This is a genomic window from Streptomyces armeniacus, assembly GCF_003355155.1.
GTDB classification, from domain to species: domain Bacteria; phylum Actinomycetota; class Actinomycetes; order Streptomycetales; family Streptomycetaceae; genus Streptomyces; species Streptomyces armeniacus.
The window spans coordinates 2,012,042-2,036,193 of record NZ_CP031320.1 but is presented as its reverse complement, the minus strand read 5'-3'; the positions used below and the strand labels follow the sequence as shown (position 1 = coordinate 2,036,193).

Here is a 24,152-nt window from a genome sequence, read left to right as displayed (position 1 = left end):
GGCGTGACCGGCGCACGGTCCTGACGCGTACGCCCCGCCCCGTACGATCGCTGGTGTGGGTGAGGCGCGGCGCAGGCGGCAGGTGCGGTGGCTGGGCGGGCTGTTGCTGCTCGCGCTGCTCGCGCCCGTACGCGGCGCCGACGGGCCGTACGAGCACGAGCACGCCGCCCGCGACGGCATCCAGCACGTGCTGGACGGCCAGGCGGACGCGGTGCTCGCGGGCGACCGCGCCCGCTACCTCGAGGCCGTCGACCCCGTCGCGAGCGGCTACCGCGGCGCCCAGCGCGCCGTGTTCCGCAACCTCGGCCGGCTGCCGCTCGACCGCTGGTCGTACCGCATCGAGGACGTACGGCTGCGGGGAGCGCGCGCCGAGGCGGACGTACGGCTGCGGTACCGCTTGCGGGGCTACGACCGGGTGCCGGTGACCGCCACCGAGAAGCTCGCCTTCGCCCGCCGGGACGGCCGCTGGTACGTCGCGGGGGAGCGGCCGGGCAGCGCGCGCCAACTCTGGGAGCAGGGCCGGATGTCCGTGGTGCGCGGCAAGCACAGCCTCGTGCTGAGCGCGGATGGCGGGGACGGCGCGGTTGGCGTCGACGAGGCCATGCTGCGCGGGATATCCGCCGCCGCCGACCGCGCCGTCCCCGCCGTCTCCCTGTCCTGGCCGCGCCCCTGGGCCCGCCGCGTCGTCGTCGAGGTCCCCGGCACCTCACGCGCGATGGCCGAACTGCTCGGCGCGCCCACCCAGTCGTACGAGGGCATAGCCGCCGTCACCACCGGCGCCGGAGGCGGCTCCCGCGGTGCCTCCGCCGACCGCGTCGTGGTCAACCCGGAGGCGTACGGGGTGCTGACCGAGACCGGCCGGCAGGTCGTCATGACCCACGAGACCGTGCACGTCGCCACCCGCCCGCACACCACCGCCGCCACCCCGCTGTGGCTGTCCGAGGGGCTGGCCGACTGGATCGGCTACCGCGGTACGGGCCGTTCGCCGCGGAGCGCCGCGCCGCAGCTGGCCCGCGCCGTACGGGAGGACGCGCTGCCGCGCGGGCTGCCCGGCGACGACGAGTTCCGGTTCGACGGGGCCACCGACGCGCTGAACCGGGCGTACGAGGGCGGCTGGCTCGCCTGCCGGATGATCGCGGACCGCTGGGGCGAGGAGCGGCTGATGGCGTTCTATCTGAAGGCCGGCGAGCAGCGGCCGGGCGAGGACGGCGACCACCGGCGCGGCGTGGACACGGCGCTCCGTGCCGTAGTCGGTCTGGACCGGGCGGAGTTCACCGAGCTGTGGCGGGACTACGTACGGGACGAGCTGGCCTGAACGCCGCCCGCCCCGACCGCCTCCCGCGCCCCCTCGTGCGTACGCGCGCCGGGCAGCACCCCCGCGCGGCGCGGCTCGGTCACGGTCGTACGCCACAGCCGTACGCAGGCCAGTACGGACGCGGCGACCAGCAGGCCGTTCCGCAGCACCAGCAGTGTGACGCCCAGCGCGTCGCTGGCGACGACGTGCGCGAACCACACCGGGAACTCCAGCAGCGTCACGCCCGTCGCCGCCAGCACCAGCAGCGCGGGCAGCGTCTGCCGGCTCGCGCGGAGCGACACGCAGACCGCCGCCAGGCCCACCAGCCAGATCAGATACTGCGGGCTGATGACCCGGCTCGTCGTGGTGAACAGCAGTACGGCCGCGAACGCCGCGTCCGCCGGCGTGCTCTCCGTCCACTCCAGCGCCCGCACCCGCCACAGCAGCAGCCAGCCGAAGCCCAGCGCGGTGAGGCCGAGGGAGACGTCGCTGACGATGTTCACGTACGGGCCGAGGAACTCCACCGACCCGTAGTTGAGCAGCACCTGCCCCTCCCAGCCGTGGTGCCGTGCCACGTGGAAGACGAGCGAGCCCAGCGACTCCACCTCGGTCCCGCGGTCCCGCTGGGCGGTCAGGAAGTCCAGCGCGCCCGGCATCGCCGCCGTGAACAGCGCCGTGATCAGCGCGGCCGTGCCGAACGCGGTCAGCCAGACCGTACGGGCGGTCCGGCCGCGCCGCACGCCGACCAGCAGCAGCGCGGGCCACACCTTCAGCATCGCCCCGAACGCCGCCAGCGCCGCCGCCGTACGGGGCCGCCGGGCCAGCGCCAGCAGGGCCGCGACGGCGACGGCGGTGACCACCAGGTCGTAGCGCGCGTACGCGGTCGGGCCGAGCAGCGGCACACCCGCCACCCAGCACCAGGCGCCCGCCATGCGGCTGCCGGGGCGCCGCCCGGCGCGCAGCAGCAGCGCGAAGGCGGCCGCGTCGGCGGCGCACATCAGGACGTAGAACGCGGAGGCGTAGCCGAGGAACCACAGCGCGCCGGGCGACAGGACGGCCAGCGCGGCGGCGGGCGGGTACTGCCACGTCACGTCGTCCAGCGGGAAGCTGCCGGTGCGCAGCACGTCGAACCAGCGCTGGTAGATGAGCGACACGTCGGACGTGACGTCGGGCCCGGGCAGGGTGAGCACCTTGAACACGTACAGCAGGAGCACGGTCCGGGTCGCTAGCCAGACGGCGACGGGAAGGCGCATGTCAACGACATTACAGCCCGGGCCAGTAGCGCAGGAGCCGCCCGGTACTGTCGTCCGCGATGCACAAGACCCTGATCGTCACGAACGACTTCCCGCCCCGCCCCGGCGGCATCCAGGCCTTCCTGCACAGCATGGCGCTGCGGCTCGACCCGGCGCGCGTGGTCGTCTACGCGTCCACCTGGAAGCGCACCCGGGAGGGCCGCGCGGCCACCGCGCGGTTCGACGCGGAGCAGCCGTTCCCGGTCGTACGGGACCCCGCGACGATGCTGCTGCCCACGCCCCGCGTCACCCGGCGCGCCGCCGGGCTGCTGCGGGAGCACGGGTGCGGCGCGGTGTGGTTCGGGGCTGCGGCGCCGCTCGGGCTGATGGCACCGGCGCTGCGCAGGGCCGGCGCGGAACGGCTGGTGGCGACGTCGCACGGGCACGAGGCGGGCTGGGCGCAGCTGCCCGCGTCCCGGCAGCTGCTGCGGCGGATCGGCGAGGGCACGGACACCGTGACGTACCTCGGGGAGTACACCCGCAGCCGCATCGTGGACGCGCTCAGCGACGACGCCGCCGCGCGGATGGTCCAACTCCCGCCGGGTGTCGACGAGAAGACGTTCCACCCCGGCTCCGGCGGCGACGCCGTACGGGAGCGGCTGGGGTTGCGGGACCGGCCCGTGGTGGTCTGCGTGTCCCGGCTGGTGCCGCGCAAGGGGCAGGACACGCTGATCGAGGCGATGCCGCGGATCCTCGACGCGGTGCCCGACGCGGTGCTGCTGATCGTCGGCGGCGGTCCGTACCGCGCCGGCCTGGAGAAGCTGGCGGTCGCGACGGGCGTCTCCGACGCCGTGCGCTTCACCGGGCCCGTGCCCTGGGAGGAGCTGCCCGCGCACCACGGCGCTGGCGACGTGTTCGCGATGCCGTGCCGCACCCGCAGGGGCGGCCTGGACGTCGAGGGCCTCGGCATCGTCTATCTGGAGGCGTCCGCCACCGGGCTGCCCGTCGTCGCGGGCGACTCCGGCGGAGCGCCGGACGCCGTCCTGGACGGCGAGACGGGCTGGGTCGTACGGGGCGGCTCGCCTGGCGACGCCGCCGACCGCGTGATCACGCTGCTCCGCGACCCGGAGCTGCGGCACCGCATGGGGGCGCGGGGGCGTGCCTGGGTCGAGGAGAAGTGGCGCTGGGACCTGCTGGCGGAACGGCTGAAGGAGCTGCTGTAGCGGCGAGGACTGCCCACGCGGGCCCCGCGCTGTCCGGCGGGTTCGGGTAGGGTGCGGGACATGTTCGCGCAGACGACCCGTAACTGGTGGTGGCCGGCTCATCCGGCGGCCCACTGACTGCGCGCATCCCGCACTGACGCGAAGGCCGCCCGAGGGGCGGCCTTCGGTGTGTCCGGACAGCTTTTTCCGGGCAGGGCACGGCGGCCGTTCCTCCGCACCGATCACCGGAAGGAACCGCCCCGATGTCCGACGCACCCTCCGCCCCGCACTCTCACCCGCATCCGCACGAACCGTCCAGTCCCCGGCAGCCGTTCAGCCTCGACGAGCTGCTGCGGCCCGGCGCCCCGCCGTTCGCCCTGCTGCGGCGCCGTACGCCCGGCCGCGACCACGCCACCGTCGAGCTGCTGACCGGGCCCGTACGGGAGGTACGTACGCTCGCCGAGCTGCCCGTACCCGCCGCGGGCGCGCTCGCCCTCGTGCCGTACCGGCAGATCGCCGAACGCGGCTTCGCCGCACACGACGACGGCGCCCCGCTGTCCGTCCTCGTCCCCGACGAGGTGCGCGAACTGCCCCTCGACGCACTGCTGGACGCCCTGCCGCGGCATCCGGTCGAGGTGTCGGACGGCGCCTTCGACATCGGCGACAGCGCGTACGAGGACATCGTGCGGCAGGTCGTACGGGACGAGATCGGCACCGGCGAGGGCGCCAACTTCGTGATCCGGCGCGACTTCGAGGGCGTCGTCCACGGCTTCTCCCGCGCCGACGCGCTCGCGCTGTTCCGGCGGCTGCTCAGCGGGGAGCAGGGCGCGTACTGGACGTTCGTCGTGCACACCGGGGACCGCGTGCTGGTGGGCGCCAGCCCGGAGGTGCACGTGCGGATGAGCGGCGGCACCGTCGTCATGAACCCCATCAGCGGCACCTACCGCTACCCGCCGGAGGGCCCCACGGCGGACGGCCTGCTGGAGTTCCTCGGCGACCGGAAGGAGACCGAGGAGCTGTCCATGGTCGTGGACGAGGAGCTCAAGATGATGAGCGTCATCGGCGACCGCGGCGGCGTCGTCGTCGGGCCCCGGCTCAAGGAGATGGCGCACCTCGCGCACACCGAGTACGAGCTGCGCGGCCAGAGCACGCTGGACGTGCGCGACGTACTGCGCGAGACCATGTTCGCGGCCACCGTCACCGGCTCCCCGGTCGAGAACGCCTGCCGCGTCATCCGCCGCCACGAGCCGCGCGGCCGCGGCTACTACGCGGGCGCGCTGGCCCTCCTCGGGCGCTCCGCGGACGGCCGTACACAGACCCTCGACTCACCGATCCTCATCAGGACGGCCGACGTCGACGCCGCCACCGGCAGGCTGCGCGTTCCCGTCGGGGCCACGCTCGTACGGGCCTCCGACCCGGCCGCCGAGGTCGCCGAGACCCACGCCAAGGCCGCGGGCGTACTGACCGCGCTGGGTGTGCGCGGGGCGCCCGTACGCAGGCGGGGCGCGCGGCCGCGGCTCGCCGCCGACCCGCGGGTGCAGGCGGCACTGGAGTCGCGGCGGGCGGGGCTGGCGCCGTTCTGGCTGCGGATGCAGAGCCCGGCGGAGGAACCGCACGGGCACGCGTACGTGGTGGACGGCGAGGACACGTTCACATCGATGCTCGCGCACCTGCTGCGGGTGTGCGGCTTCGAGGTGACCGTACGCCGCTACGACCTGCCGGGCGTACGGGAGGCCGCGCTGGCCCACCGGGGGCCGGTCGTGCTGGGGCCGGGGCCTGGCGACCCGCGAGACACGGCCGACCCGAAGATGCGCTTCCTGCGCGGGCTGGCGCGCGACTGTCTCTGCTACACATTACACATCGGACGCTGCCGACGAAGGCCTCAGTGTAGATCGCGGTGGGCGCTTAAAAACAGACACCAACCTCGCGCATGAACGAGACAACTACATGCCCGCTTCCCGCGACTGCCCTACGAGCGCGTCCAGTTCGCCGAGCGTCGGCCCGCTGCCCGTACCGCCGCCCGTACGGCCCTGCTGTCCGTCGCCGTCCGCGCTGCCGCCCCCGGACGGCGGTCCGGCGCCGCCCGCCCGGTCCGCGTCCGCGTCCGCCGCCCCCGACGCCGCCGCCGCGCACCGGGCCAGCGGGGCCGGGGCCGACGCGGAAGCCCCGGCCGCAGCGGAGGCGGGAGCGGCGCAGGAGGGGGGGGGGGCAGGGGACGCAGCCCCCGCGCCCGAGGCGCCCGCTCCGCCTCCTCCCCCGCCAGCTGGCTGACAGCTGTACCGCTCGCTGCCGCCCGGTCCTTCCCGGGCGGCAGCGAGCTTTCTCTGGCTACGAGTTTGCAGTCCCTTTTACGCCGACTGCTTGGGGCAGGATCGTGGAACTCCGCCGGGGGATTGAACGGGTGCGATTCACCCCGTGATAAGAATCCACCGGGTGGCGGAGCCCTACCAGGACCGGCAGCAATCGCACAATCGCGCTGAGGTGTCACATGCGGGAGAACGAGATGCGTTTTGGGGAGTATCTCGGGATAGCTGCTGAGGCGGCCGTTGCGCATGTACGCCGGGCTGCGCCGCGTGGCCCTTGTCTGGGAAAGCAGCCCGGTCGGCTGACGGCGGCTGATCCGGAGAGTGCCGTCACCCGGTTGACCGATGAGCGGCTCCGCGCCCTGCAGGAACAGATCTTCTCGATCACCCGCGTCAAGGCACTGCTGGCCTCGCTGCGTACGGAACAGAGCACCCCCGCCGCCTTCACGGAAGGCGTGGATCGCAGCACAGAACCGGAGGAAATCCGCGCCCGCATAACCGACTGGGCATTTGGCACCACGAAGGAAGTGCTCTGCCTTGCCCCCTATAAGGAATACTCTTCCCGGTACATTTCCTACGTCCGCCCGCTCGTGCTGGACTTCCTGGGCCGAGGTATCCGTCTTCGCTCCATCATGCTCGCCGACGCGCCTCCCGATTCGCAGACCACGGCCGCATTGAGTACGGCGCTCTCTTCACCACGGAGAGCGGGCCCGCGACGGCCGGGTGGGCCACGTTGCTCAGGCCGAGGAACAGGCTGGCCGCGCCGCGCCGGCGGCCGTTGCCGGGGAGGAGCAGCCCCGCGCCGGCGGCGGCGCGCGCCGCGTCCAGCGTGCAGCGTGCAGCGCGCCGCGTGAGGGTGACCTTCTCGTTGCCGACGACGTCGAAGTGGATGTCCACGGCGGCGAGCTCGGCGGACTCGTTGAGCTGGTCGGCAATGCTGCTCATGGTGCTTCTTCTCCCCTTCTTGATGTCCTTCACCGGCGCCACCGGTCGCCCGCATCAGGCTTCTGACGTGCGGCCTGCGACGCCGACGAGGCGCCGTCACAGCGAACAACAGCGGAGCAGCGGAACGGAACTCAGCCGCAGCATGCTGCGAACGCTTGCATGTTGCTGCGGTCGGCCACCGGGGAGATGCGGTGGGCGATCGCGATCACCGCGTGCCAGGAGGACACCCGGCGTACGGCGTCACGGAAGCCAGCGCCTGCGGGGCGGACACCCCGCAGGCGGACACCAAGCTGGAACTCCGCGTCGGCTAGAACTCCACGTCGGAGCAGGCGTACCAGGCGGTGGGAGTGTCCACGTTGTTCCACACGGCCAGGATCAGATGGCGCCCGGACTTGTCCGGCAGCTTCCCGGCGTGGCTCTCCTTCATGTCCGGGAGCTCCCCGTCCATCGGCACCGTCAGGAACGGCTCCGGCTCCAGGTCAGCGCGGGTGAGTTCGGAGCCCGGATCCCAGCCGTCCTTGGTGACGTAGTACCGGTAGTCGACGGTCGCGTGGCGCGCCGTGTGCGTCCAGGTGAAGGTGTGCTCGGCGCCCGCGGTCAGTTTGGTGGTGGGCCACGCGCCGCCGCGCGGGTCGTCGAGGGGCGCGAAGGCCTCGTTGCCGCCCGCGCAGATCTGCCCGTCCTCGGGGCCCGCCTCCGGGAATCCGATGGGACCCTCGACGCTCTGCGGCTCGTGCTGGATGGGACCGCAGTCGGACACGGTGCCGTTGCCGCAGAACGCCTGGCGGCTGGTGGGGTCGGAGACGTAACCGTGGGCCTGTGCGGGGCCGGTGGTGACGAAGACGCTCGCGCCTGCGAGACCTGTGGCGGCCAGTACCGTGAGGAGTCTCTTGCGCATGCTGCTCGCTCCAGTCGTGGGTGGGGGGCGTGCGCGTGGGGAAAGCAGTGCTCTGGTCCAGACCAACTACGAAGCTAGCCGCCCGATTTGGTCATGTCCAGACCAGTAACGAGAGCGGTTTCAGGGCGGCTTCGGAACGGACCGCGGTCCACGGCCGGTTCACGACCGGCCGCGCCGCAGGACGCGGCCGGCAGCCGGAGCTCCCGTACGAGGGGCGTACGGCGGCGAGTCGGGGCACGTGCCCCGGCGGAAGAGCACGGCGCCCGCCGCGGTGCCGCCCAGGGCCAGGCGGTCGTCCTCCCTGCGCAGCGAGGTGCCCTCGCGCAGACCGGCCCTCTTCCTGGCCTGCTCTTGCTGGCCCGCTCTGGCCCGGACATGCGTAAGCCCGGACCTTGGGGAGGGTCCGGGCTCTCTGCGGAGGTCAGTTGGAAGAGCGGCGCCTGCGGTTCACGACGACCAGGCCGCCACCGGCCAGGAGCACGGCCGCGCCACCGGCCGTGAGGTAGGCCGTGGTGTCGTCGCCGCCGGTCTCCGCCAGCTCCTTGTCCTCCGTGGAGGTGGCCGGGGCCGCGGCCGCGTCATCGCCGTCGGTGTTCTCGCTGCCCTCGTCCGCGGGCGCTTCGGGTTCGTCCTTGTCCTTCGCCGGATCCTTCGCCACGAAGTCCTTCGGCGGCGCGTCGCAGCCGATTCCGTCCTTGTCGCGGTCGAGGTGCGGGCCGTAGTGCGGGTCGCTCTCGGGGATGTGCGAGTAACCGGCCTTGTACGCGGCGGTGCAGTTCTTGAACGGTTCGGTCGCCGAGGCGGCGGTGGCGGGCACGACGGCCAGGGCCAGGGCACCGAGGACGACGGCGGTGGACTTACTCAGCAGCTTCACAGGAGCCTCTCCAGAGTGGCGGGTTGAGGGGCCTGACGGTATTACGAGGTGACCGCCCCTCTACCTGAAAGCAGTCAAAGTGACCTTACTGTGACCCAAAACCGGCAATGTCGTCCTCATCGCGTCGTTCGGCGTCGTACGCGGCCGCGGTCCCCGTTTGCACGTTTGCACGTTTGCACGGACGGGCGGGGGAAACGCGGTAGCGGTGAACGTCCCTGGAAGGAGGCGGTGACGGTGCCGGAGCCGGGCAGCAAGGCGTACGACCAGAAGCGCCAGCGGTTGCGCCGCGAGTACGAGGACCAGGGCGAGCCGGACGCCAACGAGCGCGCGAAGACCGAACTGGAGCGGGACCCGCAGTACCGCCCGAGCGGCCCGCGTACGGAGCGGGGCCGCGGCCCGAAGGGCGAACGCGAGGAGCCGCCGGGCGGCGAGCAGGAGACGGGCGGCGAGCAGGAACGAGGCCCGGGGCCGAGTGCCTGAACTGCCCGACGTGGAGGCGTACCGGCGGGTCCTCGCCTCGTGCGCGCGTGGCAGACGGATCGAGCGGGTCGAGGTGTACGACGCCGGTGTCCTGCGGGACGTGAGCGGGCGGCGGCTGCGGCGCGAGCTGAAAGGGCGGCGCTTCCGCGAGCCCGAACGGCACGGGAAGTGGCTGCTCGCGCGCACCGACGGCCCCACCGTACTGCTGCACTTCGGGATGACCGGCCGGCTCGACTGCCACGACGCCGACGACCCGCCGCACCCGCACGACCGCGTCGCGTTCACCGTGACCGGCGGCAGCCAGCTCCGCTACCGGGACCAGCGCAAGCTCAAGGGCCTCTGGCTCGCCGACGACGACGGCGTGGCGCGCACCCTGGAGAGCCAGGGCCCCGACGCGGCCACGGTCGGCCGTGCCGAGTTCGACGCGGTGCTCGACGGCCGGCGCGGTGGCATCAAGTCGCTGCTGACGAACCAGTCCGCCCTGGCGGGGCTCGGCAACCTGCTGGCCGACGAGGTGCTGTGGCGCTCCGGGCTGGCCCCCACACGCCGGGCCGGCGAGCTGTCCGGCGCGGAACGGCAGCGGCTGTACGGGGACATGCGGCGCGTCCTGCGCTCCGCCGTACGGGCAGGCCGCGTACCGTCCCGCCCGTCCTGGCTCACGGGCCACCGCGACGACACCGATCCTGCCTGCCCGCGGTGCGGCGGGCCGCTCCGCCGGGGCCGCGTCGCGGGCCGCGGCACGGTCTGGTGCCCGCGGTGCCAGTCCGTGGCTTCAGGGCTTTCCGCCTGAACCGACGCGGTCCACGGTCCGGACCGGCCGGGGACGGCGGCTCAACGCCCCGTTCCGTCCAGCCGATTCAGGGGTGGCGGCTCAGTGGCGCTCAGGGCTGCGCTCAGGGCTGCGCTCGGGGCCGCGCTCGGGCGGTTCGCCGTAGGCCCACTCCTGCGCGTGCTCGTCCGGCCGCAGCGCGTCGCCCGCCTCGCCGGACCGTTCCTCGTCGGGCTCCTCCTCACCGACCGAGGTGAGGGCCTCGCGTACCTCTTCCCCGGTCTCCTCCGCCGCCGTACGCGGTTTCCTGCCGTCGTCGTGGCCCATCGGGCGGTTCCTTCCCTCCACAGCGGTGCGTGGCTCTCCGGTTGTTCGTGGGACCGTCGGCCCAGGCTGAGGACCGGGTTCCATGCCTGCGGCGCCGATAACCGCCCCCGGTGCGGCTCACCTCACTCCGTGCAGCGGCTCACCCGCCGCCGAGGCTGCGTCGGGACGTAAAGGGCGTGCGCGGTGTACGGGTCGCACGGCCCGTACGGGTCGGCCCGCCGGAGCGCCGGACCGCCGTATGCGCCGGACCGCCGTATGCGCAGGGCCGCCGTATGCGCAGGGCCGCCGTATGCGCAGGGCCGCCGCCGCCAACGCCCCGCCGGTCAGGAGGGGTCCGGTCCCCGCGTCCCGGATCTGCGTCGAGCAGGAGAAGCCGTTGGCGATGACCGGTGTCTCCGGGTCCGTCCGCGTCGCGGACCGCGGGGAGCAGGGCCTGCTCGCCGCAGTCCCCTGTTGAGGGCGGTGCCGAGGCAGAGCTGCCCCGCCGCGGGGCGACGCCCTGCGCCTCAGCTCATCCGGCCCCGCTCCGCCCGTACGGGCCTCAGCTCGGTGAACAGCGTGAGGGTGCGGCTGACAAGCCCGTCGTCGGATGCCGGGAGGCCGGGCGCCGCCGGGACGTCCGGCGTGGACGGGTACGCCTGCGCCATGCACTGCTTCCGGGCCTGGCGGATCGCGGTGCCCAGTTCGTTGAGGGTTCCCGCGGGGTAGGCGTTGCGGAGCCGGTGGAAGAGGTGTTCCTCCTGGTTCGCCAGCCTGCGGCGCACCTTCTGCAGGAGCTGGTCCAGGATGCGGTCGAACCCGGGATCGTCCAGGGCACGGCTTTCCCACTCCTCCAGCAGCGCCTCGATCCGGGCGTGGGCGTCGGCACCCCGGGCGACGATCGTGTCCGCGTCGGCCACCCGCGCGCGTACGGCGGGATGGAGGTACGTCGTCTCCAGCACGCTGTGGCAGACCAGCTCGACGGTCGCGGCGTCCGCGTACGCCCTGCGCGAGCTGTCGCCGCGTGGCAGGGCGTCGACGCGTTCCAAGAGCTCGATGTCCGCCTGCCGGGTGTCCCCTTTCGCACCCCGGGAAACCGAGCGGACGCCGGACACGACGTTGCGCGACTTCCAGGGCGCCTGAACACGCCGTCGGGGTCAGTGCGTCCGGGCGGTGAGGAGTCCGGCGAAGTGCGTGACGGTGCGGTCTTCCAGACAGGGGCCGATGATCTGTACTCCCAGGGGAAGGCCGTCGCTTGTGGAGCTCAACGGGACGGTCGCTGCGGGAAGGCCGACAAGACCCGCCAGGTTGAGCCAGGCGGTCTGCTCCCAGTAGCCGCGGCGTGCCCCGTCGACGGTGATGTGCCGCTCTGACATCGGCATGCCCGTCTGATCGAGTACGGCCTCGGTGGGGGCCGCGGGCGTCACCAGAACATCGACATGCCGGAAGTATTCGGCCCACCGTGCCCGAAGGCTCTGGCGGTCCTCGTCCGCGAGCAGCCATTCACGGTGGCGCATCGTCTGAGCACGGAGGAAGGGATGCTCGGGCCTTTCCTCGGCGGCCTTGACCGCCGAATTGAACGTGTTCTCGTCGGTGCCCGCCGAAGTGCCCGCGAACAGCAGCCGCGTGAACAGCCGGTCGGAGGTGGCCATTTCGACGGGCCGGGTGGTGTCGTCCACGCGGTCGCAGGCGTGCCGGAGTTCTTCCGCGACCTGGTCGAGCAGGGCCCGGGTTTCCGCGCTGACCGGGCAGTGGGGGTCGTCCGCCCACACGCCCACGCGGTAGTCGCCCAAGGTGGTGTGGCGGGGCCCCGGCAGGTCCAGGCGCCACGCGGCCTGGTCGCCGGGGCGTGGCGCGACGAGCACGTCGAGCGCGAGGTCGAGGTCGTCGGCGGTGCGGGTGAGCGGACCGAGCACGGTCATGTCGGTGGAGCTGTACGCACCGGGTGGACGCGGGATGTGACCCCGGGTGGGCACGATGCCGCCGCTGGTGCGCAGCCCGTACGTACCGCAGTAGTGCGCCGGGAGCCGGACGGAGCCCGCGAGGTCGCTGCCGAGCTCCCAGGGGGTGAGGCGGGTTGCCACGGCGGCGGCCGCGCCGCCGGAGGAGCCGCCGGCCGTACGCGTGGGGTCGTGGGGGTTGCGGGTGCTTCCGAACCGGGTGTTGCCGGTCTGGATGTCCTGGCACATCGGTGGAACGTTGGTCTTGCCCATGAGCACCGCCCCGGCGGTACGCAGCAGGGCGACGGCGTCGGCGTCACGCTCGGGGACGTGGTCGGCCAGGCCGGGAGACCCGCAGGTGGTCCGCAGTCCGGCGGTCTCCAGCGAGTCCTTCACCGTCATGGGCAGGCCCAGCAGCGGAGGAAGAAGCCCGCCGCGCGCCCGCCGCGCGTCGGCGGCCTCCGCCGCGGCCAGCGCGCCGGGCTCGTCGACGGTGATGACCGCGTTGCGCTCGGGGTGTGCGGCGATCGCCTCCAGGTGCGCGGCGGTCAGTTCGCGGCTGCTCACCTCGCCGCGGTCGAGCGCCCGTAGCTGGTCACGGGCCGAGAGTGCGGTCGGATCGCTCATACGGTTCCGGTGTCTCCCACTCGGGTGCGGCGGCTGCGTAGCGGTCGGCGATGGTCGGCGGTACGCAGCAGGGCGGACACCTCATCATCCGGCGTCGCGTGTGCCCGCGAAACCGCGCCCCCCGCGCGCACCCCATGCGCACCCGGGCGCGCCCGTCGGCCGTTTCGGCTACGCGGCGCTGTTGCGGATCGCGGCCGGGGCGTGGACGGCGGCGCTGCTGCTGTTCGCCGTCGCCGGCCACTGGGCGGTGCTGCTGCTCGTACCGGTGCTGACCGGGCTCGGCAGGGCATCACGATGCCCACCCTGACCGTCCTGGTCGACCATGCCGCCCCAGCGGAGCGGCGGGGCACGGCCACCTCGCGGCAGGCGAGCGCGCTCTTCGGGGGCCAGTTCGCCTCGCCGCTGGTGTTCGGGCCGCTCATCGACGCGACCTCGATCGCCACCGGGGCGCTGGTCGCCGCGGACGCCCGCACCGCACGACAGCGACACGGCCCAAGACGACGCTCCCGCCCGCGGGGCGTCGAACGCCCGCTGACCGGCGCCGACTCAACGGTTCCGGTCGGCCTCGGCCTGCTCCGTACCGTCGGTCAAGCGCGGCCTGAACACGGCCGCGCGCGGCGCCTCCTCAGAGGCCCACGGGAACGTCCGGCAGGTGCTTCCAGACCTGGCGCAGCGACGAGTAATTCTGCTGGGGCAGCCCGTACAGCACCTCCGCGAGCTCCGGGCGGGCTCCGGAGACCGCGGTCAGCACGGCCTCCCGGTCGGTGGCGCCCCGTGCGAAAAGGGGGTCGAGGTGGTCGGCGATTTCCAGGCGTGTGACCTCGCTGGTCATGCGTCACTCCCGTGAGCTGGGGCGCATACGCGCCGTGCGGGCGCCGGCTCCGTGAGTGCGGGACACCATCCAGCACCGCGCCCCGGGAGACGACTGTCGGAAGAAGGCCGGGACTCCGTCTCGACCAGCGTTTCCCACCCTAACGCAGCGGGAGATTCCCCATGTCCACTGGCTCTGTAACACAAGACGAGAGGGACTGATCATTGTGACGCTAGGTGAGAGTACGGAGCGCAATGTAGGCCTGTGTACGGCTCGGCGGCCGACACGGGCGGCGGAGTGTAAGCGCGGTTACGGTCCGGTCGGTGGCCGGCGCTCTAGCGTCGCCGTATGAACCGTGAGGATGGACGTTGAGCGCCGCACGCGTACTGCGTACCGCGGCCTGGACCGCGGGTGCGGGTGGTGCGCTGACCGCCGCCTACCTGGGCCTGGTGACCGGCGCCGTTCCCGTCGACGTCGGCGTGGGGCGCCGGACGCGGCCGCTTGGCCCGCAGACCGTGGACATCGCCGCCCCGCGGGAGACGGTGTTCGACGTGGTGGCCCGCCCGTATCTGGGCCGCACCCCGCGCGCGATGCACGACAAGGTGAACGTGCTGGAGCGCGGCAGTGACCTGGTGCTCGCCGAGCACTACACGCCGATCGCGGGCGGCCGGCTGAGAGCGGTGACCGTGGAGACCGTCCGCTTCATCCGGCCCGGGCGGATCGACTTCCGACTGGTGCGCGGCCCGGTGCCGTACGTGACCGAGTCCTTCGTCCTCGAGGAGGCGGAACCGGGGACGGGTACGGGAGCGGGAACGCGACTGGTGTACGACGGCGAGCTGGGCACCGACCTGTGGCGGCTCGGGCAGTGGTGGGGTACGGCGGTGGCCGCCCGCTGGGAGGCCGCGGTCGCCGCCTCGCTCGCCTCGGTCAGAACCGAGGCCGAACGCCGCGCCGCCTCTTCGAGAGGAGCTGTGTGATGGCCCAGGACCCGGCGCCGCGGCGCAAGGTGGACCGTGACGAGGTGTTCGTGGAGTTCACCAAGTCCGTCTGCCCGATGTGCAAGGCGCCCGTCGACGCGCAGGTCAACATCCGTGAGAACAAGGTGTACTTGCGCAAACGCTGCCGCGAGCACGGCGGGTTCGAGGCCCTGGTGTACGGGGACGCGGAGGAGTATCTGGCGTCGGCGCGGTTCAACAAGCCCGGCACGCTCCCGCTGACGTTCCAGACCGAGGTGAAGGACGGCTGCCCGAGCGACTGCGGGCTGTGCCCGGAGCACAAGCAGCACGCCTGCCTGGGGATCGTCGAGGTGAACACCGGCTGCAACCTGGACTGCCCGATCTGCTTCGCCGACTCCGGGCACCAGCGGCACCAGCCTGGGGGTGGCTCCAGGCCGGAGGCTTGGGGAGGCTACTCGATCACCCACGAGCAGTGCGAGCGGATGCTGGACGCCTTCGTGGCCTCGGAGGGCGAGGCGGAGGTGGTGATGTTCTCGGGTGGCGAGCCGACCATCCACAAGCACATCCTGGACTTCGTCGACCTCGCCCAGGCCCGCCCGATCAGGAACGTCACGCTCAACACCAACGGCATCCGGCTGGCCACCGACAAGAACTTCGTCGCCGAACTCGGCAGACGCAACCGGGTGCCGGGCCGTTCGGTGAACGTGTACCTCCAGTTCGACGGCTTCGACGAACGCACGCACCTGGAGATCCGCGGCCGGGACCTGCGTACCTTCAAGCAGCGGGCACTGGACAACTGCGCCGAGCACGGGCTGACCGTCAGCCTGGTCGCCGCCGTCGAACGGGGCCTGAACGAGCACGAACTCGGCGCGATCATCGAGTACGGCATCGACCATCCCGCCGTACGGTCCGTGGCGTTCCAGCCGGTCACGCACTCCGGCCGCCATGTGCCCTTCGACCCGCTGGACCGGCTCACCAACCCCGACGTCATCCGGCTCATCAACGAACAGCGCCCGGACTGGTTCCGGAAGGGCGACTTCTTCCCCGTCCCGTGCTGCTTCCCCACCTGCCGCTCCGTCACCTATCTGCTGGTGGACGGCCCGCCGGGCAGCCGTACGGTCGTGCCGGTGCCGCGGCTGCTGAACGTGGAGGACCACCTCGACTACGTCACCAACCGGGTCATGCCGGACGACGGGATCCGGGAGGCGCTGGAGAAGCTGTGGTCGGCCTCGGCGTTCATGGGGACGGAGACGACCGAGGAACAACTGCGCGCCGCGGCCGAGGCGTTGGACTGTGCCGAGAGTTGCGGCATCGACCTGCCGGAGGCCGTGCGGCAGCTGGACGACAAGGCGTTCATGATCGTGGTGCAGGACTTCCAGGACCCGTACACCCTCAACGTCAAGCAGCTGATGAAGTGCTGCGTCGAGGAGATCACCCCGGACGGGCGGCTGATCCCGTTCTGCGCCTACAACTCCGCCGGCTACCGCGAGCAGGTCCGCGCCGAGATGTCCGGCGTGCCCGTCGCCGACGTGGTGCCGAACGCGCTGCCGCTGGCCGGCCGGCTCACCGGCACCGTGTACGGCTCCAAGACCGCCCGTTCCGAGACCACCGGCACCGGAACCTCCGGCCCCGAGCCCGCGCGCGAAGACGCCGGTCCCTCCGCCGGGGAGGGGGCACGGTGACCGGCCACCACACGCGCCCCGGCCCTCCGCCCGGCGACGACCTCAAGGCCTGCTGCGCCGCCGCGTACTCCTCCGACGTGGTCGCGCTGCTGCTCGGCGACGCGTACCACCCCGGCGGCACCGCGCTGACCCGCCGCCTCGCCGACGGCCTGGACCTGGCCGAGGACTCCCGCGTACTCGATGTGGCCTCCGGCCGCGGCACCACCGCCCTGCTCCTCGCCGACGCCTACGGCGTACATGTCGACGGCGTGGACTACGCGGCCGCCAACACCGCTCTCGCCCAAGGCGCCGCCCAGGTCGCGGGGCTCGCCGGGCGGGCGGTCTTCACGACGGGGGACGCGGAGCAACTGCCCTGCCCGGACGGCGTGTTCGACGCGGCGGTGTGCGAGTGCGCCCTGTGCACGTTCCCCGACAAGGCCCGGGCCGCCGCCGAGTTCGCCCGCGTGCTCAGGCCCGGGGGCCGTCTCGGTATCACGGACGTCACCGCCGATCCCGGCCGGCTCCCGCCCGAACTGACCGGTCTGGCGGCGCGGATCGCCTGCGTCGCCGATGCCCGCCCTCTGGAGGAGTACGCCGCGATCCTGGCGGCCGCGGGGCTGCGCACCACCCGTACCGAGCGGCACGACCAGGCCATGGCCCGCATGATCGACCAGATCGAGGCCCGGCTGAACCTGCTGCGCATGACCGCCGCGGGACGGCTCGCCGAGGCCGGGGTGGACCTGGCGGCGGCGCCCGCCGTGCTGGCCGCGGCCCGCGCCGCCGTAGCCGACGGCACCCTCGGCTACGCACTGCTGATCGCCGAAAAGACGGCCTGACGCCCGTGCGGCCACTCGCTGACGCCCCCGCCGCCGCGCTACTCCCCCGTACGTAAGCGCCCTCACATACCCGTACCGGTCCGCCGCCCTAGCGTCACGGGTGAACGCGGAACGACCGGCAACGAAGGGAGTTCAGCATCATGGCCACCACAGCGCATGTCTCGCCGCACACCGCGGCGATCCCCGTCCACGCCGTCCACGGTGCGGCGGCCGGGCTGGCCGGTGGCGTCGGGATGGGCGTCTGGATGTCGGTGTCCCGCCCCATGACGGACACCGCGATGATCACCATGGTCGCGGGCCTGCTCGGCTCCACCGACGCCTTCGCGGGCTGGATCATCCACATGGGCATCGCCCTCTTCACCGGCACCGGCTTCGGCGTCCTGCTCGGCCGGTACGCGCGGAAGATGCCGCGCGGCAGCAGTCGCGGCGGCGGGGCGGTGCCCTACTGTCTGGCCGAGGGCAACAGCGCGCTGGCCGCCCCGGCCTGGGGCGCCGCACCGCCACCCTGGGCCCCCGGGCGACGCGAGGAGACCCGCCGCATGATCGACCACCACGACGGCGAGACCGGCGGCACGGACCGCACCTGGTGCATCTCCGAGGTCGACATCTTCCGCGACCTGCCGGAACGGGAGATGGACGCCATCGCCGCCGCGGCCCCCATGAAGACGTACGCGGCCGGGGACATCCTCCACGCCCCGGCCCAGCCGTCCGAGGTGCTGTTCATCCTCAAACGCGGCCGGGTCCGGATCTTCCGCGTCTCGGCCGACGGCCGCGCGCTGACCTGCGCGATCATCAGCTCCGGCACGATCTTCGGCGAGATGGCCCTGCTCGGGCAGCGCATGTACGACAACTTCGCCGAGGCCCTCGACGACGTCACCGTCTGCGTGATGAGCCGCGCCGACGTACGGAAGCTCCTGCTGTCCGACGCGCGTATCGCGGCCCGCATCACCGAGATCCTCGGCCGCCGCCTCGCCGACCTCGAACAGCGCCTGTCGGACAGCGTGTTCAAGTCGGTGCCCCAGCGCATCGCCACCACCCTGACCACCCTCGCCACCCGCACCGACGCCCCGGCAAGCAGGCTCCGGCCGGGCGCGCGCCATCCGCAGATCGCCCTCACCCACGAGCAGCTCGCCGCCCTGGCCGGCACCTCCCGCGAGACGACGACCAAGGTGCTGCGCGAGTTCGCCGCCCACGGTCTGCTCCGCCTTGCGCGGGGCCGTATCACCGTCCTCGAACCGGCCCGCCTTCTCGACGAAGCGGGCTGACCCTACAGGTCGGTCGAGACCGGCGGGGCCGGGTCAGTGTTCGGTGGTGAGTTGGCCGGCGAGTTTGTCGTGCATTTCGGCGCTGGGTTTGTTGAGGCCGATGATGGTGACTTGCTTGCCGCGTTTGGCGTACTTGGTTTCGATGGCGTCGAGTGCGGCGACGGAGGAGGCGTCCCAGATGTGGGCGTCGGTGAGGTCGATGACGACGTCGTCGGGGTCGCCCGCGTAGTCGAATTGGTAGACGAGGTCGTTGGAGGAGGCGAAGAACAGTTCGCCGGTGACGGCGTAGACGACCTGGTTGCCGTCGGGGTCGAGGACTCCGGTGACCTCGGCGAGGTGTGCGACGCGTTTGGCGAAGATGACCATGGCGACGAGGCAGCCGGCGATGACGCCGATGGCGAGGTTGTGGGTGGCCACGACGCAGGCGACGGTGACGGTCATGACGAGGGTCTCGCCCAGGGGCATGCGCTTGAGGGTGCCCGGCTGGATGGAGTGCCAGTCGAAGGTGGCGAAGGCGACCAGGATCATCACGGCGACGAGCGCGGCCATGGGGATGTCGGAGACGACCGGGCCGAACACCACCACCAGTACCAGCAGGAAGGCCCCGGCGAGGAAGGTGGACAGGCGGGTGCGGGCGCCGCTGGTCTTCACGTTGATCATGGTCTGGCCGATCATGGCGCAGCCACCCATGCCGCCGAAGAAGCCGGTGACGATGTTGGCGATGCCCTGGCCGATGGACTCGCGGGTCTTGTTGGAGTGGGTGTCGGTGATGTCGTCGACGAGTTTGGCGGTCATCAGCGACTCCATCAGCCCCACCAGCGCGAAGGCGAAGGCGTACGGGGCGATGGTGGTGAGCGTGTCCAGGGTGAAGGGCACGTCGGGCAGGCCGGGGACGGGCATGGAGGAGGGCAGTTCGCCCTTGTCTCCGACGCTGGGTACGGCGATTCCGGCCGCGATGGTGATGACGGTGAGGGTGATGATGGCGATCAGGGGCGCCGGTACGGCCTTGGTCAGGCGCGGGGTCAGCACCATCAGCGCGAGGCCTGCGGCGATGAGGGGGTAGACGGCCCAGGGCACGTCCCGCATCTCCGGCACCTGGGCCATGAAGATGAGGATGGCCAGGGCGTTGACGAAGCCGACCATGACGCTGCGGGGCACGAACCGCATGAGCTTCGCCACCCCGAGCGCGCCGAGGGCCACCTGGACGATGCCGCCGAGAATGACGGCGGCGACGAGGTAGCCGAGGCCGTGCTCGCGGTTGAGGGGGGCGATGACCAGGGCGATGGCGCCGGTGGCGGCGGAGATCATGGCCTTGCGGCCGCCGACGACGGAGATCACCACGGCCATCGTGAAGGAGGCGAAGAGGCCGACGGCCGGATCGACCCCGGCGATGATGGAGAACGAGATGGCCTCGGGGATGAGCGCGAGCGCGACGACCAGCCCGGCCAGGACCTCGGTGCGGAAGACCTTGGCGGAGGCGAGCCAGTCGGGCCGGGGGAAGCGGGCGCGCAGCGTGGAGCCTGCGGGCGGCGGTGAGGACATGCAACCGTTTCTGTTCAGGCACACACGTCCCGTGGACGTACGCGCGTCGTTGCTCGACTCCCCGTGGGGAGTCCCGGCGGCCCGGCCTCGATGGGGGCCTGCCGGTGGGTGGCGGCCGTGGTGGCCGCCGGTCGGGCATCATTGCCCGGAAGTCTGTGGCGGGCGGCGGGCCTCGGCCATTGCCTGTACAGCGCGGGGGCCCGTGTCCACACTCTACTGTGACGTGAGGGTCAGAGTCGAACCGGTGCTTGTGAAATGCAGGTGAACAAGCCCGCGGATCATGTGATCCCAGACACGTATCGTGGACCCCTCGAACGTTCCAATGCGGCGAAAACACAGAAGGAGAAGGCGCGGCGATGACTGAGCGGCAGATGCAGATCGGGGAGGTGGCCGAGCGGACGGGCTTGTCGCTGCGCACGATCCGGCACTACGAAGAGGTCGGTCTCGTCATCCCCTCCGCCCGCAGCAAAGGCGGCTTCCGCCTCTACACCGAAGCCGACGTCGAACGCCTCATGGTCATCCGCCGCATGAAACCCCTCGACTTCTCCCTCGACGAGATGCGCGACCTCCTCGAGATCACCGACCAACTCGCCGACACCGACACACCCCCCACCGCACCGGAACGCCAACGACTGCGCGAACGCCTCGACTCCTACTGCAAAGTCGCCGACGCCCGCTGCGAAACACTCCGCGCACGACTCATGGCAGCCGAAGACTTCGCCGCGACGCTACGACGCAGGATGAACGGCAAGTAGCAGCACAAAAGGGCGCGTTGACCCGGCACGGCACCGAACCTCGGCTCAGTTGGTATCGTTAACAACAGAGCGTGGTCGCGCGATCCGGCGTTGTCAACACTCCCCACAAGGTGCACCCCACACGGGACACCGACCGTCCGCGAGGACCGCCCCCACCCCGGCATCCCGCCTGAGTCGCGGCGCAGCCTGCCATCCGTACGCCTCATGCACATGCCGTGAGGGAGCGGGGCGCCGGGACCGCGATCCTTTCAATCGGCTTTCGCCGGAGATGTTGACAAGCCGCACGCACTGGAGTGGAATCCCGACCCGTCCGTGTTATCGGTAACGCGCACCTCCCGAGGGAGCCGTCCATGTCAGGTCGCCACCCGCCGATCAGCCCCTCCAGAGCCCAACTCAACCGGCGCGCAGTGCTGTTGGCCGCCGGTACCGGCGCGCTCGTCTCCGCGTGCAGCACCGCGTCCGGGCAGCCGGCCGGCAAGGTCGCCGTACACGGCGACAACACCAGCTTCGCCGAGCCGCTGTCCGCCGCCGGTGCCGCGATGAAGAAGGTCGCCGGGCTCAGCCTGGTCTCCGAAGTCATCCCGTCGGCCGAGTCGTTCGAGCAGGTCGTGAAGTCCTCGCTGCGCACCAACCGGACGCCCGACCTGCTGAAGTACTGGTCCGGGTACCGGCTCAAGGACCTCGCCCGCACCGGCGGCATCGTGGACCTGTCCGCGGTGTGGAAGCGCTGCGCCGCGCGAGGCTGGGTCGACCCCGCCCTGCGCGGTGCCTTCACCCACCGCGGCAGGGTCTACGGCCTGCCGATGAACCTCGCCCACTGGGTGATCTACTACAACCCACGGGTCTTCAAGGAGAACGGGCTGACGAAGCCGCGGACCTGGGACGACTTCCTCACCGCCTGCAAGACCCTCAAGGGCGCCGGGATCACCCCGCTGCACGCCGTCATCAGCGGGCGCTGGCCGGCGTTCATCTGGTTCCAGGAGATGCTCAGCCGGCAGGACCCGCGGTTCTATCTGGACCTGATGAACGGCCGTGCCCGCTACACCGACGAGCGCGCCGAGCGCGCGATGCGGACCATCAGCGACTTCGCCGACAACGGTTGGTTCACCTCGATGGACGTGGACCACAACACGGCGTCGGCGTCCCTCGTCCACGGCAAGCTCGGCATGATGCCGGCGGGCACCTGGATGGGCGCGACGATCACCGCCGCGGGCGGGAAGTTCGGCGAGAACGTCGACGCCTTCGTACTGCCCATGCAGAACGCCGGGTCCCGGCCCAGCGTGATCTTCGAGTCCAGCGCGTTCGCCTCCTCCGTCAAAGGGCCCGACCGGAAGGAGGCGTTCAAGGCCGCCGAGAACTGGCTGCACCCCGAGGTCGCGCGGGCCTTCGCGGACGCGCTGCAGGACGGCAGCCCCAACCCGAAGGTTCCGCCGGCCAATCCGGTGATCGAGGGTGTCGTACGCACCGTACGGGAGCGGAACTTCTCGCTGCTCAACCGCTTCTGGGAGCTGGGGCCGCCCGAGCTGGTCGAGTCGACAGTCGACGACCTGGCCGGGTTCATGCTCAACCCGTCGTCGTACCGCCCGGTGCTGCGGACCATGCAGGAACGCGCCGACGAGGCGTGGAAGGTGTGGCGGGAGGCGGAGGAGACATGAGCCGAACGGCCGCCGCCGCCAAGCCGGTACGGATACCGCGGCGGACACCCACTCGTACGCCCGGCCCCGCCGAACGCCGGGGCGCCTCACGCCGGCTGGGCGGGCCGCTCGCCGGCGTGCCCTGGGTACTGCCCGCCCTGCTGTTCGTCGGGGTGCTGCTGATCTACTCGTTCTTCCGCAGCATCTACGGCAGCTTCTTCGAGGACAACGGATTCACGCGGCACTACGTCGGCCTGGACAACTACACGCGGCTCGCCCAGGACCCGATCTTCGGGCAGTCGGTGCTCAACACCGCACTGTGGGTGGCCGGTACGCTGCTGCTGCCGGTGTTCACCGGACTGCTCATCGCCGTCGCCACGCACAACATGCGCTTCGGGAACGTGGCGCAGCTGGTGATCGTACTGCCCTTCGTGATCTCCGGTGCCTCCACCGCCGTGCTGTGGAAGTTCATCCTCACCACCGAAGGCGCGCTCAACGGGGTGCTGAGCACGGTCGGCCTCGACTCGTGGACGCAGAGCTGGCTGCTGGAGTGGCCGCAGAACACCCTCTCCATGATCGTGGCCTCCACCTGGCAGGGGACCGGCATCAACGTGGTGCTGTTCGCCGTCGGCCTGCGTGCCATTCCGCGCGACACGGTCGAGGCGGCCCAGCTGGACGGGGCCACCGGCTGGCGGATGTTCCGCTACATCACGCTGCCCCAGCTGCGCCCCATGACGGTCGTGGTCGTCGGCATGGCGATCGTCAACAGCCTCAAGGCCTTCGACATGATCTGGATCCTCACGCAGGGCGGCCCGGCCCGTTCCTCCGAGACGCTCGCGCTGACCATGTACCGCGAGGCGTTCCGGCTGTTCCACGTCGGCTACGGCTCAGCCGTCGCTCTCGTCCTGTCGGTCATTGTCGTCGCCTCCTCCTGGATGTACCTGCGCCGGCAGATGCCCGACACCCGCGCTGAAGGATCGAGGTGACTCCCATGGGACGCGCGACGCGCAACCTCTTCGTCGGCGTCTGCGTGGTGCTGTGGCTCGCGCCGCTGTACCTGCTGGCGGTCAACGTGCTCACGCCGGCCGGGGCGTACTCCGGCAGCCCGGACTGGTCCCCGCAGGGCTTCGCCCTCTGGGAGAACCTCTCCACCGCCTGGAACGAGGCGAAGATCGGTTCGGGCGTCGGCAGTTCCATGACGTACGCGCTGGTGTGCGGCGCGGTGGCCGTGTTCGTCGCCGCGATGGCGTCCTTCGCCGTCGTGGTGCTGCCGATCCCCAAGCCCGCCTTCTGGTTCTGGCTGATCTACTCCGGGACCCTCTTCCCCGTGCAGATGTTCCTCGGCCCGCTCTTCGGGATGTACGCGGACTTCAACCTGTACGACACCCGGCTCGGTCTGATGCTCGTGTACGTGGCCTGGAACATCCCGTTCGCGTTCTTCCTGATCCGCAATCAGCTGACAACGATGCCTCCGGAGGTGACCGAGGCGGCGATGCTCGACGGGGCGTCGTTCAGGCGGATCTTCTGGCGCATCCATCTGCCGCTGCTCGCCCCGAGCCTCGGCGCGGCGTTCATCTTCCAGTTCAGCGCCGTCTGGAACGACCTGCTCTTCGGCATCACCCTCAGCCGCAGCTCCGACGTGCAGCCGGTGATGGCGACCCTGGCGGCTCTGGACAGCGCGTACGCCGCGACGGGACCGCCGGTGATCCTCGCCGGCGCGCTCATCGTCTCGCTGCCCACCCTGCTGCTGTTCCTGATGTTCCGCGGCGTCTTCCTGCGCGGAGTCGCTTCCTCCGTCCGCTAGTGCGTGCCGTCCAAGCCC

24 protein-coding genes are annotated in these 24,152 nt (G+C 71.8%); 15 read left to right on the top strand and 9 right to left on the bottom strand.

The window, feature by feature from the left end; genetic code table 11:
- Nucleotides 1-55 precede the first annotated feature (55 nt).
- Nucleotides 56-1,315, top strand: coding sequence for a hypothetical protein (locus DVA86_RS08935; protein WP_208877201.1), 1,260 nt, complete (start codon nucleotides 56-58; stop codon nucleotides 1,313-1,315).
- On the opposite strand, the gene DVA86_RS08930 is transcribed toward DVA86_RS08935, so the two are convergent.
- Entirely contained in the window at nucleotides 1,291-2,547 is a 1,257-nt protein-coding gene (locus tag DVA86_RS08930; protein ID WP_208877200.1) for a glycosyltransferase 87 family protein, read from the bottom strand. The two genes, DVA86_RS08935 and DVA86_RS08930, sit on opposite strands and share 25 nt — an antisense overlap.
- A gap of 59 nt (nucleotides 2,548-2,606) precedes the next feature.
- Here DVA86_RS08930 and DVA86_RS08925 point away from each other — a divergent pair, with 59 nt between their 5' ends.
- The 3 genes from DVA86_RS08925 to DVA86_RS08915 all read left to right on the top strand — a co-directional run bounded on the left by DVA86_RS08925 (nucleotide 2,607) and on the right by DVA86_RS08915 (nucleotide 5,662).
- Nucleotides 2,607-3,749 carry a glycosyltransferase family 4 protein gene (locus DVA86_RS08925; RefSeq protein WP_208877199.1) on the top strand — a complete coding sequence of 381 codons (1,143 nt, stop codon included), beginning with the start codon at nucleotides 2,607-2,609 and terminating at the stop codon, nucleotides 3,747-3,749.
- A 60-nt stretch (nucleotides 3,750-3,809) separates the two neighbouring features.
- Nucleotides 3,810-3,866 (top strand): trp operon leader peptide, encoded by a 57-nt coding sequence (locus tag DVA86_RS36265; protein WP_208884529.1) that lies wholly within the window; start codon nucleotides 3,810-3,812, stop codon nucleotides 3,864-3,866.
- Between the two features lie 125 nt (nucleotides 3,867-3,991).
- Nucleotides 3,992-5,662, top strand: a complete 1,671-nt coding sequence (locus tag DVA86_RS08915; RefSeq protein WP_208877198.1) for a chorismate-binding protein — start codon at nucleotides 3,992-3,994, stop codon at nucleotides 5,660-5,662.
- A 999-nt stretch (nucleotides 5,663-6,661) separates the two neighbouring features.
- Here the strand turns inward: DVA86_RS08915 and DVA86_RS08910 are convergent.
- From DVA86_RS08910 to DVA86_RS08900, 3 genes are all read right to left on the bottom strand, one after another.
- Complete coding sequence (locus tag DVA86_RS08910; RefSeq protein ID WP_208877191.1) at nucleotides 6,662-7,009, bottom strand: hypothetical protein; 348 nt, start codon at nucleotides 7,007-7,009, stop codon at nucleotides 6,662-6,664.
- Nucleotides 7,010-7,283: 274 nt separating this feature from the next.
- On the bottom strand, nucleotides 7,284-7,874 hold the full coding sequence (locus DVA86_RS08905) for a lytic polysaccharide monooxygenase auxiliary activity family 9 protein (RefSeq protein ID WP_208877190.1): 591 nt from the start codon (nucleotides 7,872-7,874) through the stop codon (nucleotides 7,284-7,286).
- Nucleotides 7,875-8,295: 421 nt separating this feature from the next.
- Complete coding sequence (locus DVA86_RS08900) at nucleotides 8,296-8,748, bottom strand: excalibur calcium-binding domain-containing protein (protein WP_208877188.1); 453 nt, start codon at nucleotides 8,746-8,748, stop codon at nucleotides 8,296-8,298.
- Between the two features lie 228 nt (nucleotides 8,749-8,976).
- On the opposite strand from DVA86_RS08900, the gene DVA86_RS08895 reads away from it, so the two are divergent.
- Entirely contained in the window at nucleotides 8,977-9,228 is a 252-nt protein-coding gene (locus DVA86_RS08895; protein WP_208885614.1) for a hypothetical protein, read from the top strand.
- Nucleotides 9,221-10,018: an Fpg/Nei family DNA glycosylase gene (locus DVA86_RS08890; protein ID WP_208877186.1), complete on the top strand. Its 798-nt coding sequence runs from the start codon at nucleotides 9,221-9,223 to the stop codon at nucleotides 10,016-10,018. The genes DVA86_RS08895 and DVA86_RS08890 overlap by 8 nt, the downstream gene beginning before the upstream one ends.
- 81 nt (nucleotides 10,019-10,099) lie before the next feature.
- Here the strand turns inward: DVA86_RS08890 and DVA86_RS08885 are convergent, their stop codons facing one another.
- The 3 genes from DVA86_RS08885 to DVA86_RS08875 form a co-directional block, all read right to left on the bottom strand.
- Nucleotides 10,100-10,324, bottom strand: coding sequence for a hypothetical protein (locus DVA86_RS08885; protein WP_208877182.1), 225 nt, complete (start codon nucleotides 10,322-10,324; stop codon nucleotides 10,100-10,102).
- A gap of 506 nt (nucleotides 10,325-10,830) precedes the next feature.
- Nucleotides 10,831-11,352 (bottom strand): hemerythrin domain-containing protein, encoded by a 522-nt coding sequence (locus DVA86_RS08880; protein WP_208877181.1) that lies wholly within the window; start codon nucleotides 11,350-11,352, stop codon nucleotides 10,831-10,833.
- A 108-nt stretch (nucleotides 11,353-11,460) separates the two neighbouring features.
- Nucleotides 11,461-12,870, bottom strand: a complete 1,410-nt coding sequence (locus DVA86_RS08875) for an amidase (RefSeq protein WP_208877179.1) — start codon at nucleotides 12,868-12,870, stop codon at nucleotides 11,461-11,463.
- A 100-nt stretch (nucleotides 12,871-12,970) separates the two neighbouring features.
- Here DVA86_RS08875 and DVA86_RS08870 point away from each other — a divergent pair, with 100 nt between their 5' ends.
- Nucleotides 12,971-13,177 carry a hypothetical protein gene (locus DVA86_RS08870; protein ID WP_208877177.1) on the top strand — a complete coding sequence of 69 codons (207 nt, stop codon included), beginning with the start codon at nucleotides 12,971-12,973 and terminating at the stop codon, nucleotides 13,175-13,177.
- A gap of 318 nt (nucleotides 13,178-13,495) precedes the next feature.
- Here the strand turns inward: DVA86_RS08870 and DVA86_RS08865 are convergent, their stop codons facing one another.
- The gene (locus DVA86_RS08865; RefSeq protein WP_208877176.1) at nucleotides 13,496-13,702 is read right to left on the bottom strand and encodes a hypothetical protein; all 207 of its coding nucleotides are present in this window, start codon (nucleotides 13,700-13,702) and stop codon (nucleotides 13,496-13,498) included.
- Between the two features lie 347 nt (nucleotides 13,703-14,049).
- Here DVA86_RS08865 and DVA86_RS08860 point away from each other — a divergent pair, with 347 nt between their 5' ends.
- The 4 genes from DVA86_RS08860 to DVA86_RS08840 all read left to right on the top strand — a co-directional run bounded on the left by DVA86_RS08860 (nucleotide 14,050) and on the right by DVA86_RS08840 (nucleotide 18,399).
- On the top strand, nucleotides 14,050-14,658 hold the full coding sequence (locus DVA86_RS08860; protein ID WP_245996439.1) for an SRPBCC family protein: 609 nt from the start codon (nucleotides 14,050-14,052) through the stop codon (nucleotides 14,656-14,658).
- Nucleotides 14,658-16,319 (top strand): radical SAM protein, encoded by a 1,662-nt coding sequence (locus DVA86_RS08855; RefSeq protein WP_245996438.1) that lies wholly within the window; start codon nucleotides 14,658-14,660, stop codon nucleotides 16,317-16,319. Before DVA86_RS08860 ends, DVA86_RS08855 begins: the two co-directional genes overlap by 1 nt.
- Nucleotides 16,316-17,134, top strand: coding sequence for a class I SAM-dependent methyltransferase (locus tag DVA86_RS08850; protein WP_208877175.1), 819 nt, complete (start codon nucleotides 16,316-16,318; stop codon nucleotides 17,132-17,134). Before DVA86_RS08855 ends, DVA86_RS08850 begins: the two co-directional genes overlap by 4 nt.
- Nucleotides 17,135-17,274: 140 nt before the next feature.
- Nucleotides 17,275-18,399, top strand: coding sequence for a Crp/Fnr family transcriptional regulator (locus DVA86_RS08840; protein WP_245996435.1), 1,125 nt, complete (start codon nucleotides 17,275-17,277; stop codon nucleotides 18,397-18,399).
- Nucleotides 18,400-18,432: 33 nt separating this feature from the next.
- Here the strand turns inward: DVA86_RS08840 and DVA86_RS08835 are convergent, their stop codons facing one another.
- Nucleotides 18,433-19,941: a SulP family inorganic anion transporter gene (locus DVA86_RS08835; protein WP_208877173.1), complete on the bottom strand. Its 1,509-nt coding sequence runs from the start codon at nucleotides 19,939-19,941 to the stop codon at nucleotides 18,433-18,435.
- A gap of 356 nt (nucleotides 19,942-20,297) precedes the next feature.
- On the opposite strand from DVA86_RS08835, the gene DVA86_RS08830 reads away from it, so the two are divergent.
- The 4 genes from DVA86_RS08830 to DVA86_RS08815 all read left to right on the top strand — a co-directional run bounded on the left by DVA86_RS08830 (nucleotide 20,298) and on the right by DVA86_RS08815 (nucleotide 24,134).
- The gene (locus DVA86_RS08830) at nucleotides 20,298-20,696 is read left to right on the top strand and encodes a MerR family transcriptional regulator (protein WP_208877171.1); all 399 of its coding nucleotides are present in this window, start codon (nucleotides 20,298-20,300) and stop codon (nucleotides 20,694-20,696) included.
- A 350-nt stretch (nucleotides 20,697-21,046) separates the two neighbouring features.
- Complete coding sequence (locus tag DVA86_RS08825) at nucleotides 21,047-22,351, top strand: ABC transporter substrate-binding protein (protein ID WP_208877169.1); 1,305 nt, start codon at nucleotides 21,047-21,049, stop codon at nucleotides 22,349-22,351.
- Nucleotides 22,348-23,316, top strand: a complete 969-nt coding sequence (locus tag DVA86_RS08820) for a carbohydrate ABC transporter permease (RefSeq protein ID WP_208877167.1) — start codon at nucleotides 22,348-22,350, stop codon at nucleotides 23,314-23,316. Before DVA86_RS08825 ends, DVA86_RS08820 begins: the two co-directional genes overlap by 4 nt.
- A 5-nt stretch (nucleotides 23,317-23,321) precedes the next feature.
- On the top strand, nucleotides 23,322-24,134 hold the full coding sequence (locus tag DVA86_RS08815; protein ID WP_208877166.1) for a carbohydrate ABC transporter permease: 813 nt from the start codon (nucleotides 23,322-23,324) through the stop codon (nucleotides 24,132-24,134).
- The last annotated feature ends 18 nt before the right edge of the window (nucleotides 24,135-24,152 follow it).